The 13,605-nt window shown below is 34.5% G+C and carries 6 protein-coding genes; 3 read left to right on the top strand and 3 right to left on the bottom strand.

Going from position 1 to position 13,605, the window contains the following annotated elements; translation table 11 throughout:
* Positions 1–91: 91 nt before the first annotated feature.
* Complete coding sequence (gene gyrB, locus ISP73_05320) at positions 92–2,029, top strand: DNA topoisomerase (ATP-hydrolyzing) subunit B (GenBank protein MBL6658005.1); 1,938 nt, start codon at positions 92–94, stop codon at positions 2,027–2,029.
* A gap of 53 nt (positions 2,030–2,082) precedes the next feature.
* On the opposite strand, the gene ISP73_05315 is transcribed toward gyrB, so the two are convergent.
* Positions 2,083–4,560: a gliding motility-associated C-terminal domain-containing protein gene (locus ISP73_05315; protein MBL6658004.1), complete on the bottom strand. Its 2,478-nt coding sequence runs from the start codon at positions 4,558–4,560 to the stop codon at positions 2,083–2,085.
* Between the two features lie 106 nt (positions 4,561–4,666).
* Positions 4,667–7,147 (bottom strand): gliding motility-associated C-terminal domain-containing protein, encoded by a 2,481-nt coding sequence (locus ISP73_05310; protein MBL6658003.1) that lies wholly within the window; start codon positions 7,145–7,147, stop codon positions 4,667–4,669.
* A 167-nt stretch (positions 7,148–7,314) separates the two neighbouring features.
* On the opposite strand from ISP73_05310, the gene mdh reads away from it, so the two are divergent.
* A complete protein-coding gene (gene mdh / locus ISP73_05305; GenBank protein MBL6658002.1) occupies positions 7,315–8,238 on the top strand; it encodes a malate dehydrogenase in 924 nt (307 codons plus the stop codon).
* Between the two features lie 51 nt (positions 8,239–8,289).
* On the opposite strand, the gene ISP73_05300 is transcribed toward mdh, so the two are convergent.
* Positions 8,290–10,485 (bottom strand): T9SS type A sorting domain-containing protein, encoded by a 2,196-nt coding sequence (locus tag ISP73_05300; GenBank protein ID MBL6658001.1) that lies wholly within the window; start codon positions 10,483–10,485, stop codon positions 8,290–8,292.
* Between the two features lie 138 nt (positions 10,486–10,623).
* On the opposite strand from ISP73_05300, the gene secDF reads away from it, so the two are divergent.
* Positions 10,624–13,596, top strand: coding sequence for a protein translocase subunit SecDF (secDF, locus tag ISP73_05295; protein ID MBL6658000.1), 2,973 nt, complete (start codon positions 10,624–10,626; stop codon positions 13,594–13,596).
* Positions 13,597–13,605: the final 9 nt, after the last annotated feature.

Below are 13,605 nucleotides of genomic sequence, written 5' to 3'. Positions count from 1 at the left end.
CAATACGTCGCTTTTTTTATAGCGACATATCTTGCTTTTTTTACCTTTGTCATCACTAGTATATACCCTAGTTAATTAACATATATAATCAATGAGTGAAAATTTAGAAAATAAAGCGGATTACGGTGCTGGTAATATTCAAGTCTTAGAAGGTCTTGAAGCCGTAAGAAAGCGACCTGCCATGTATATTGGTGATATAGGTCAAAAAGGTTTGCATCACCTTGTATATGAGGTAGTTGATAATTCAATTGATGAGGCACTTGCAGGTCATTGTACTGATATCGATGTTATCATTAATGAAGATAACTCCATTACAGTAAAAGATAATGGTAGAGGAATCCCTACAGATATACATCCAAAAGAAAAAAAATCAGCCTTAGAAGTTGTAATGACAGTACTTCATGCTGGAGGTAAATTCGATAAGGATTCTTACAAAGTTTCTGGAGGTTTGCACGGTGTAGGTGTTTCTTGTGTAAATGCACTATCTATACTTCTTACTGCTGAGGTGCACAGAAATGGTAAAATCTTCAAGCAAGAATACGAAAGAGGTGTTCCAAAATATGATGTTAAAGAAATAGGTACTACTGATGTTACGGGTACAATAGTCACATTCCTTCCAGATAAGGAGATTTTTCATGAAACAGTTTATCATTATGATATTCTTCAAAGTCGATTAAGAGAGTTATCCTTTCTTAATAAAGGAATTAGATTATCCTTGACTGACAAAAGAAGAAAGGATGAAGAAGGAAATGATATTAAAGACAACTTTGTTTCAGAAAATGGACTTATCGACTTCGTTGAGTTAATTGACGAAAATAGAGAGAAATTATTAGACAGCGTAATCCATATGGACACTGAGAAGAGTGGAGTGCCTGTAGAAATAGCCATGCACTACAACACCTCTTATACAGAGAATATTCATTCTTATGTGAATAATATTAATACGCATGAAGGAGGAACACACTTAGCAGGATTCAGAAGAGCATTAACTAGAACTTTAAAGAAATACGCTGATGAATCCGGTATGCTTGATAAGGTTAAGTTTGAAATAGCAGGAGACGACTTTAGAGAGGGGTTAACTGCTGTTATTTCTGTAAAAGTTATGGAGCCTCAGTTTGAAGGGCAAACTAAGACAAAACTTGGTAATAAAGAAGTGACCGGAGCAGTTGACCAAGCAGTAGGAGAGATGCTTTCCAACTATCTTGAGGAAAACCCTAATATGGCCAAGCAAATTGTGCAAAAGGTTCTCCTAGCTGCTCAGGCCAGAAATGCTGCTCGAAAAGCACGTGAGATGGTTCAGAGAAAGAATGTGCTCTCAGGCTCAGGACTTCCAGGGAAGTTAGCAGATTGTTCTGATAAAGACCCTGAAAAATGCGAAATTTTCCTTGTAGAGGGTGATTCTGCAGGTGGAACTGCTAAGCAAGGAAGAGATAGATTCTTTCAGGCTATTTTACCTCTTCGCGGTAAGATTTTGAATGTTGAAAAGGCGATGCAGCACAAAGTCTTCGAAAATGAAGAAATAAAAAATATGTACACAGCCTTAGGTGTTACAATAGGAACTGAAGAAGATTCCAAAGCTTTAAACTTAGAAAAACTTCGTTATCATAAGATTGTAATTATGACGGATGCCGATGTTGATGGTTCTCATATTGCGACGCTTATATTAACCTTCTTCTTCAGGTATATGAAGGAGTTAGTTGAAAGTGGATATTTATATATTGCCACTCCGCCACTTTATTTAGTTAAGAAAGGCAAAGAACAATATTATTGTTGGTCTGATGACGAAAGAGATAACATGGTGCAAAAGCTCAATGGGGCAGGCATCCAGCGTTATAAGGGGCTTGGTGAAATGAATGCAGAACAGTTATGGGATACCACTATGAACCCAGACTCAAGAACATTAAGACAAGTGACTATTGATAGTGCTGCCGAGGCTGATAGAATCTTTTCTATGTTAATGGGTGATGAAGTGCCACCAAGAAGAGCATTTATCGAGCAAAATGCTAAATATGCAAAAATTGATATTTAATAAATAATAGTAATCATTGGTAAGAAAATAGCCTTCATTTGGAGGCTATTTTTTTATCGTACAAGTGTAATTGTACCAGAACAATTCTGACAATTCACACGGTCGTAGATTTTATATTCAAAATCTTGATAACTAATTACATAGGTATAAGACCCAGTAATTAGTTCGTTATTAGTATACATGTTTGTGCCATTCCATTCAAAATTAGGGTCATTAGACTGGAATATATTTGAGCCAAGCCTATCGTAGATTCTAATGTTGAACGTGCCGTTTTTTAATCCGTGATGAAACACTTTAAATACATCATTTACGCCATCACCGTCAGGCGTGAAGCCAGTAGGAACATAAAGTGTATGCACATCTTTTATTGCTAAAGTTCCATAAACGCTATCTGTGCAAAAGTTATCGTCAACAACTACTAATTTCAAATCGTAATATTTTACGCCATTACTATCTAATTCAGCAGACAGATCTATATTGAAGATGCTTTCTTCATTTGAGGTAATGCCGTTACTTAGTTCCCAATACCATTCAATAATATTTCCATCAGAGTCATCGTATAAATTAATGATTGGGTAGTTTACCGTAACAGTATCATTCAATACTCTATATTTTGCAATAACAGATGGCGGTTCAGTAATTTGTTTGTTAAATTCAGCAGAACAATTATTTACATCAGTAACATTAACGGTATAAAGTCCTTGTTCAAGTCCATAAATATTTTGCTGATAGCTATAAACTATACCATTCCTATTCCACAAATGTTTGTAAGGCATATAATTTTGTGAATTTACAGGTAAAGAAGGTCCACCAACTATTGATAGTTCAATAAAACCATCGTTATTGTAGGTGCAAGATTCATTACCATAATCTAAAAGATTTATTATTAATTTTTCAGGAGCTATGAATTCAAAATTATGTGCTGCAGGACAATCCTCAGCGTCATTTACCATAAATTCATATTGCCCCGACCCTAAGTTTTGAATGTTAGACTCATTTGAAATGATTTCGCCTGTTTCAAGTTTTTTTAGTGAATACTCATATGGTGCTTTCCCACCACTCGCAATAAAATTTATCCAACCATTACTTCCTTCATTACAACTAATGTTGTATCCATTGTAATTTGAAGACGTACTTTCTATACTAATTAAAGAGTTTTCTGGAACAAAATATTCAGCAGAGTCTTGACATCCATTAATGTCTGTTATTACTAACTTATAGACTCCTGTTTTTAGGTTATTAATCACATTATTTCCGTTAGCAGAGAAGGAATTGTTACCAGTCCAGCTATAGTTATAGGTTGGCGTACCTCCTGAAACAGAAATATTAATACTGCCATCAGAAAATCCGTAACATTTGACGCCTTCAATTGTCTCACTAATTACATAAGGTTCTGGTGTTGGTGATATTGTGAAATTATTGGTATAGGCTTCACATCCTATACTATCTGTTATTACAAATTGATATGTTCCTTCAGGGACATTAGTAATATTTTTTTGACTTGAAGTGAAGCTGCTTGAAGTACAATTCCAAGAATAATTAAGTGGTTCAATCCCTCCAACAGTAGAAATTTCTATATTACCATATATTTCATCCGGACAAAGATTGTCATCTATAGTTGGGTTAACTGTTACTGGTTTTGATACAAATACGATTAAAGAATCTGAATAACTATTGTCGCAACCAGAAATATCTACCTTATATTTTGTGGTAACAATTGGATTCACATCTATTGAATCACCTGTTCCAATGATGGCACCTGTTTCTGATGTCCAAGTGGCATTAATACTTTGGCTTGGACTAAAACGGAAAGCTTCATTATTAGCTGTCATTTGTGTATTATTCCATCCTGTTTGAATTACATTTTGGTTTTGATTTTCACTAATCAAGCCTAAAACAGACTGTCCACCATTCCATGTCTCACAAAGGGGTTGATCTTCAATGTGTATTTCAATAGTATTTGTAGTTTCAAATATCTTTATTTGTCCATTAAATTTTAAGTCAGCACATGAAAAGTAACCGAAATCTTCAAAAGAAACGACAAAACGTCTAAATGGAGCGGTGCCAAGTGTATTAAATTTAATTTCCCCTCCATTATTAGGGTCAAGATCTAACCAAGGCCCTAGAATGGAATTAGTGATTATTGTAAATGCATCTGTATTAGGGACTTCATAGGTACTCCAAGGGGAATATGAATTGGCGTTTTCTGTGTTGAAACATAAGTAATTATTTGTAGAAATTATAAGCTGATTGAAGACGTTACAGAAAAATTTGAAATCAAAGCCAATGTTTACTATGCCAGAGTATGAGTCGTCACTTAGAGATGACAAAGTCGTTCCAGAATTAACATCGTCTAACTGAATAGGAATACTTTCAATGGTATAACTACCGTCAACAACTAAGTTGGAAGGGTATTCTACTACAAGCGTAGCGCCTAATGTGTCGCAAAGTATGATATCATCGCCAACACTTACCTGAGAAATTGCCGAATGAAAAAATAATATAAAAAAAATAGCTGAAAAATATTTCACGACTAAATAAGGAATACTTTAAGTATAATTACTCTAACAAAGTTAGTGAATATTTTTCAAGTAAAAAAAAGAAAGAATTTGTGCTGAATTCTTTGAAAAGCAATCATTACCTTACAAGTGTAATTGTACCAGAACAATTCTCACAATTAGTATGGTCATATATTCTGTATTCAAAATCTTGATAACTCAAGACATAAGAATATGAGCCAGACTTGAGGTCATTGCCTGTAAACATATTTGTTCCGTCCCAATCTACAGTTGGATTATTAGTTTGGAAAATTACGGAGCCATACCTATCAAAGATACTTATCGAAAATGTTTCAGTTCGCATGGCATGATGAAAAATCTTAAAGGTGTCATTATTTCCATCCCTGTCAGGAGTAAATCCATTAGGTATGAAAAGGGTATGTTCGTTTTTGATAGCAAGCCTTCCATAGGTGCTGTCCTTACACATGAATTCATCAGTAACTACTAATTTTAAATCGTAATACTTAATACCTACACTATCTAAATCAGTAGACAAATCAAGACCATAAACATTTTGAGAATTTGAAATAAACCCATTACTCAACTCCCATTCCCATGCAGTGGCGTTTCCTTCAGAAGCATCAAATAAATTAACGTAAGGATAATTAAGTGTTACAGTATCATTGAGTACCCTATAGTTTGCAACAATAAATGGAGGTTGATTAATTTCAAAACTTAAATCGTTTTTACAACCATTAGCATCTTCAACTTTTATAGTATATAATCCTTCTATTAAATTGTAAATGTCTTCTTGATTTGAGTAGAAAGAATTAGGTCCATCCCAAGTGTACTTTAGAGGTAAATATTCTTCAGAATAGATTGGTAGGTCAGGTCCGCCCCAAGTAGCTACTTCGATAAACCCATCGTTATTGTATGTGCAGCTTTTGTGGCTGTAGTTAGAGACGTCTATTGAGATTGAATCTGGTTCAATCAAATCAAATGTAATTGAGTTTGGACATCCCTCTGCATCCGTTACTGTAAATGTATAGCTCCCTGCTTCAAGCTCATAAATATCAGCTTGTCTAGAAATAGTATCGAGACTTTGCTCGTCTACCCATAAGAAGTCATAAGGAAGAAGACCTCCACTAGAAATACACGACACCCAAGCATCATTTCCTCCGTAGCATTTTACGTTAAAACCATTATAGTCAGAAACATTACTTAAAATTGATATAGATGAGTTTTCGTCCATGAAAAAGTTAGCAGTCTCTTGGCAATTATTGTTATCTGTAACTGTAATTTGGTAATTGCCTGAAGCTAAATTGCTAATAGTATTAGTGCCATTTCCAGTGATTGGATTATCTCCTGTCCAATCATAAGTATAGTTTGGTGTTCCTCCACTAACTGAGGTAGAAATAACACCATCACTAAACCCAAAACAACTTACTGGATCTATAGACTCAAAAATTTGAATAGCTAGTGGTGGAGGTGAAATTATATATGGTCCAAAATCACTTTCGCAATTTAAGTCATCAGTTATTGTTAGGTTGTAAGAGTCTGCATTTAAGTTATTAATATCTTCATTAGATGAAGAAAATGTATTTGATGCTGAACTCCATGAAAAAATATATGGGGCTAATCCGCCATTAACATCAATATCTATAGCACCGAAAATTTCACCAGGACAAATGTTATCGTCGATGGTTTCACTTACTGTTATTTCCGTTGAAACAAATACAGTAACTTCATCTGTATAATCAGTTGGGCATTCTGAGGCTATTACAGTATAAGTAGTTGTAGCTAATGGGTTTACTGAAATATCAGTTCCATCACCTACAAGGTTATTGTTTTCATCAAACCACTGCACATTAGAAACTGCTAAACCAGTAGGAGTATAGTGATGAGATTCATTTTCGGCTTCCCATGCAGTAGCATTTCGACCTGGAACAACGATGGCAATAGAGCCATCAAAATTTTGAATACCCTGTACAGCTATATCTGAACCACCAGCACCATCGTCTGGGCAGTTCATTTTATATTCAATGTTATTTTCTATTATGTTAGTCGACTCTCTAAGAACGATTTGAAACTTACCTTGAAAATTAGTGCAAGCCCCGCCATATAGAGGTACATCAACCCAATTAACTACTAGAGCTCTGTTAGGAGCTACACCGATAGTTTCATATCTTACTTCGCCGCCAACACCTGGGTTCCAGTCAGACCATGGTGCCATAATTGAGTTCACTGGAGCCGCTGCATTTGGAATAGGTCCAGAAACGTATGTTGTAGGTTGACCGCATTCGAAAGTGATCCAGCCATTAGAGCCTATACAGAATTGATTATAAACATTACCGAAGAAACAGAAGTCAAAGCCTATATCAAAAGGACCCATCTCTGAATCATCAAACATATTTACAATAGTGCCAGTATAGGCTTCTGAAGTATATGGTACATTTTCTAAAACATAATCATTTGTACCCACAGAATTGGGTGTGTAGTCAGCAGACAAGTTGACACTTTGAATTTCACAGATAGTGATGTCATCTCCTGCATCAATTTGAGAGTATGCAGATTCAATATTTACTAAAATGATTGCAAGCAGAAAAAATAGAATTCTCATAGAGAAATTGTTAAGTCGGTTAAGTATAAACAGCTCATAAAGTTACAAATATATTTTTAGATTTTCAATTAGATTTGAACGTAACCTTAGATTAAATTCATTTTTAGTGTTTTAAAAATTAGAATTGTTGATTCAGAATGTTAATTTTGCACAAAAATTTATAACATATGAAAATTACAGTTGTAGGCGCTGGGGCAGTAGGCGCAAGTTGTGCAGAATATATTGCTATCAAAAACTTCGCTTCAGAAGTAGTTTTAATTGATATTAAAGAAAACTTTGCAGAAGGTAAAGCCATGGATTTAATGCAAACAGCTACTTTAAATGGCTTTGACACTAAAATCACTGGAAGCACTAATGATTATTCAAAAACGGCGAATAGTGATGTTGCAGTAATTACGAGTGGAATCCCTAGAAAACCTGGTATGACTCGAGAAGAGTTAATCGGTATTAACGCTGGTATTGTAAAAACAGTTTCAGAGAATTTAATTAAACATTCGCCTAATGTAATTTTAATTATAGTCAGTAATCCTATGGATACTATGACTTACTTAGCACACAAAGTAACTGGTCTTCCAAAGAATAGAATCATCGGCATGGGTGGGGCATTGGATAGTGCTAGATTCAAATATAGACTTAGCGAAGCTTTAGAATGTCCTGCGTCAGATATAGACGGCATGGTTATCGGAGGGCATAGCGACAAAGGAATGCTTCCATTAACGAGATTAGCTACAAGAAATAGTGTCAGAGTTTCTGAATTCATTTCTGAAGATAGATTGCAAAAAGTATTGGAAGATACTAAGGTTGGTGGTGCAACATTAACATCAATGTTAGGAACTTCAGCGTGGTATGCTCCTGGTGCTGCTGTTTCTTCACTTGTACACTCAATTGCTTGTGACCAACACAAGATGTTCCCATGTTCAGTAATGTTAGACGGAGAGTATGGCTTAAACGATTTATGTATAGGTGTTCCTGTAATATTAGGAAAGAACGGAATTGAAAGAATTGTAGAAATTGAGCTTAACGATGCTGAAAAAGAAAAGTTAAACGATTCTGCAGATGGAGTTAGAGCTACAAATGCTTTAATTGACTAAAAATAATTAAGAGTTATTGTTTTTAATAATGGAGAGTTCGCTCTCCATTTTTTATTGGACTATTATTTTTTTCCAAATGATTTTAGAGCTATCTAGTGTTTCAAAGGATATAAAATAATAGGCTGGCTGAAGTTGACTAACATCAATATTTGACTGTTCGCTTATTTGTTTATTGATAAGTAGCTTCCCATGTATGGAGTAGATTTTTGCGATAGCATCTACTTCTGACTTAACATTTATAAATTTGTCAGTAGGGTTAGGATATATATCAATTAAAGTCGAAACGTCATAAGTTGAATTAGAGCTTAAAGTACTGTCGCTAATATAATAGAACAATCCTCCTGATTGCATGCCATAAAACATATCTCTTTTACCATCACCATTGAAGTCTTCGTACAAGCAAGCAACATTTTTACCTTCTTGAATATTTTCGAAATTATCACTCACCAAATTGAAAGAGCCTGAAAGATTTCCAGAAATGTTATTGTAATGATAAATCCGTCCAATTTCGCTACCAATCAACATTTCTATCTCTCCATTTTCAGAAAAAACAAAGGGAATGCTAAAGCCGTATAAACTTTCGTCGTTAGTTACGGAAATAGCACCAAAATCTTCAACGAGATTATCAAAAACAGGGTTGGTTTCAGAGCCATTATTTTGAGCATAAGTAATACTTCCGTCGACTTTGCCAATGACTAAGTCCAATAAACCATCTTCATTCATATCAAATAAAAAAGGTGCTGAATGTTGACCAATATCAATAGTATTTAAATTAACATTTTCAAGTTCGAACTGAGCGTCATTACCAATTGCTGAGGTGTTTTTGAAATAATGAATTTTTCCATTTCCATCACCAACAATTAAATCAATGTCGCCATCATTATCCAAGTCTCCAAATGTAGGAGTGAGGCCAGCAACAGAAGCTACTAATCCAGTATCTAAATTTATTGAGGATAAATTGCCGAAGTTTCTATCAATTAATTCGAAATTAGGCTCTGTCTCACTTCCAATATTTCTTAGTAATGCCAGTTGAGAAGATGGATTATTTCCAGCGTGATAACCGTAATTTCCAATAATTAAATCCTTTAATCCGTCATTGTTATAGTCAATCATTGCTGGATAAGCAGCTGTACCAAAATCCAGTGTAAGCTCTTGCAAGAAATCGGTTTTTTCAAATTCAAAAACTGGAGCATTATCTGCGCCGGAATTTAGATAGAGGTAAATGCTTTCAAAATCTTCGGCATTATTATTTGTGTTTGGACTAACGACTAAATCTCTGAGCCCATCATTATTAACATCTAAGTGAAATGCTGCAGGGAAAGATTCAATCTCAGCGCTTATATTACTGCCGTTTCCAATGGGGAAGTCTTGATTTACAGAAGTCATTAAGGCCTCTTCAGAATCACCAGTATTAGTCAATAAATTGAGGTTATTAAAAGAAACGTCACCAAGAATGATGTCCATGTCATTATCACCATCAATATCTAAAGTAAGGGTTGATGAGCCACTGTGTCCTCCTGAAGAACGACTTTCAACTATTGGTTGATCTATTATAGTTTGACTTTCGCAGCTATTGAAGTCATACTCATTCAAGCCTTCAAAAAACCTTCCCCAACAGTCGGTTTTGAGTTCAAAAATTAAGCTATCACAATTGCCGTAAAGCTCTTGACTTTGATTTTGGTGGTACTCAACATAACCGCCGCTTTGCTTAAATGTCAACACATCTATATCTCCATCAAAGTCTACATCAACAAATGAGGGAATATCAACTTCAGATATAATAATTGCACTTTGGATAGGTCCTAAGTCGCTTATTAGCGCATCCGTTTCCAGTTCAAAACTTAATGAAGTGCCTACAGATGTGTTTTTGTATAATCTAACGTAACTATCGTTATAAGTAAATATGTCTTCTTTACCATCACAATTAAAGTCAATCAGTAATGCCCATTTTTCGAGTTTAGGAAAATCATAACTGTATTCTTTGGAGTAGGAATAACTTAAATCTGATCCGCTGGTATTTTTGATAAAAGCGAGAGTTCTATCTCCAATTCGTTCAAAAACAAAAACATCATTTACGCCATCGTTATTAAAATCAATATTAGAAAGTTGAGACGAACTTAAACCACCCGTAAAAGGATTTTGGATAATTACACCATTTTCTAATATTGACAATTCAGCTCTTTTAAGCTGTTGAGAAAAGGAAGAAAGACTAATAATAGTCAAATAAAAAATCAGCATTCTTTTCATACCAATACAAATTTACAACATATAAAATATATAATGCGTGCTATGCCATTCAATTCAACTAATATTCCTTCATTGTTTTTCCAATTGCTATTTCAAATTTGAAAAACTATATTTGCCCGTTCTAAACTAATCATAATTATGCAAAATAAAAGTTTCGTTTCTCTGTTTGCAATCGTATTTGCACTTGTTTGTTTGTATCAATTATCATTTACATCTGTTGTAAGGGGGATTGAAGAGGATGCGGTTGAATACTCTAACGGAGATGAAATAAAAGAAAAAAGATATCTTGATTCTATAGCCACAGAGCCTGTTTATAACATTGGAATAAAGAATTATACTTATAATGAGTGTAAATCGAGAGAAATTAATCTAGGTCTTGACCTTAAAGGTGGGATGAACGTTACGTTGGAAGTGTCTGTTGTAGACGTTATCCGTGCAATGTCAAACTACAATTCAGATGAGATGTTTAATTCTGCAATTAAACTTGCTCAAGAAAAACAAAGAGACAGCCAAGACAATTTCGTCACACTATTTGGTCAGTCATTTTCAGAAGTAAACCCTGATGGCAAGCTTGCGTCAATATTTTATACTCCTGAGTTAAAAGATAAAATTAATTCCAATTCAACTAATGAAGAAGTTCTAGGAGTTATTGGTATAGAAGTTGAGGACGCTATCAGTCGTTCATTTAACATACTGCGTTCCAGAATTGATAGATTTGGAGTTACTCAGCCAAACATCCAAAGACTAGAAGGTTCTGGTAGAATCTTAGTTGAATTGCCCGGTGTTAAAGACCCTGAAAGGGTTAGAAAATTATTGCAAGGAACAGCTCAACTCGAGTTTTGGGAAACCTATGAAAATACAGAAGTAATAGGTCTTATCGATCAAATAAATACATTTCTAAAGTCAACTATTGAAGAAGAAGTAGAAGAAGTTGCTACTGCAGACTCGGAGTCTACAGAAGAATCTGTTGATAGTTCGGAGGATATGATTTCAGATTTAGCTATTGATGAGTTAAGTATAGATTCAGAAGTTTCTTCAGATAGTACAGCACTTTCTGCTGAGCAGTTCTCTAGACAGAACCCTCTATATGCTGTATTATATCCAAATATCAGTCAAACAAATCAACCTAACAGTGGGCCTGTTTGTGGTATTTCTGACATTAAAGATACTTCAAAGGTAAATGAATTCTTAAGAATGGATGAAGTGAAGGATATCTTACCACGTGATATTAAGTTTTCATGGACTGTTAAACCTTATGATCCAGAAGGGAAATTTGTACAGTTAGTAGCCCTAAGAGTAACTTCGCGTGATGGTAATGCCGCTATGGAAGGTGATGTTGTTACTGATGCTAGAACTGATTTTGGTCAATTCAATGGTGTGCCAGAAGTATCAATGACCATGAGTGCTGAAGGTTCAAGACAGTGGAAAAGACTAACGGCAGATAATATTGGTAAAAGTATTGCTATTGTACTTGATGATTTTGTGTATTCTTTCCCAACAGTTCAAGCTGAAATTTCCGGAGGAAGATCTCAAATTACAGGTAACTTTACTATTAATGAAGCGAATGACTTATCTAATATTTTAAAGTCAGGTAAATTACCAGCTCCTGCAAGAATTATTGAAGAAGCAATTGTTGGACCATCTTTAGGTCAAGAAGCGATTGATTCAGGATTAAAATCATTCATAATAGCATTGGCATTAGTGCTAGTATACATGATGTTCTATTACAGTTTCGCAGGAATAGTATCAAATATTGCCCTTCTTGCAAACTTGTTTTTTGTATTTGGAGTGTTATCATCAATCGGAGCTGTTTTAACATTACCAGGAATTGCGGGTATAGTTCTTACAATTGGTATGTCTGTTGATGCAAATGTCCTTATCTATGAAAGAATTAGAGAAGAGTTGTTAAACGGAAAAGGGCTTAAACTTGCTGTTTCCGATGGTTACAAAAATGCTTACAGTTCTATTATTGATGCAAATGTTACTACCTTATTGACAGGTATAGTATTATATATGTTTGGTTCTGGACCAATCAAAGGGTTTGCAACGACATTAGTAATCGGTATTTTAACCTCACTATTCTCTGCGATATTCATTACAAGACTAGTTTTCTACTGGAGACTTAGCAAGAAAGAATCGGTATCGTTTGACAACAAAATCACTAGAGGAGCATTTAAAAATACCGCCATCGACTTTATTGGAAAAAGAAAAGTCTTTTATGCCATTTCATCAATTTTAATACTCATAGGTATTGGTTCACTTGTAACTAAGAAATTAAACTATGGTGTTGACTTTAAAGGAGGTAGAACTTTTGTAGTAAGGTTTGATTCTGCTGCAATTGAAAATGAAGACTTAAGAAGTTCTCTAGCGAATTATTTTGTAGATGAAGAAGGTTTAAAAATGTTCCCTGAAGTTAAAACGTTTGGTGACGAGAACCAAGTTAAAATTACTACAAAATACTTAATAGATAGTAAAGAATTAACTGCTGATGATTTAGTGCTTAGTCAGTTAGATGCTGGATTAGCACAGTTTGGCTCTTATGAAGTTATGAGTTCTCAGAAAGTAGGTCCAACTATTGCAGATGACATTAAAGTATCTGCATTATGGTCAATAATTTTCTCTTTATTCATCATATTTTTATACATCTTACTAAGATTTAGAAAATGGCAATTTAGTTTAGGTGCTGTTGCTGCAGTATTCCATGACGTATTAATAGTATTATCAATATTCTCTATTTTCTACGGAATATTACCATTCTCCCTTGAAATTGACCAAGCATTTATTGCTGCTCTTTTAACTATTATAGGTTATTCACTTAACGATACAGTGGTTGTTTTTGACCGTATCCGTGAGCATATGGCTATCTATAAGAAGAAAGAGTTCAATTCTCTTGTGAATAATGCACTTAATAGCACACTAAGTAGAACAGTTAATACATCATTAACAACGTTTTTTGTGCTATTAGTTATTTTCTTATTTGGAGGAGAAGTTATTAGAGGATTTATGTTTGCATTAATGGTGGGTGTTGTAGTAGGAACCTACTCATCCCTATTTGTTGCATCACCAATTATGCTTGATACAATTAAGAAGTCTGTTACCGAAAAGAAGTAACTTTCTTAA

The sequence above is a fragment of the Flavobacteriales bacterium genome, from assembly GCA_016779935.1.
Lineage (GTDB): Bacteria > Bacteroidota > Bacteroidia > Flavobacteriales > UBA7312.
This window is presented reverse-complemented; position numbering and strand designations above follow the sequence as displayed.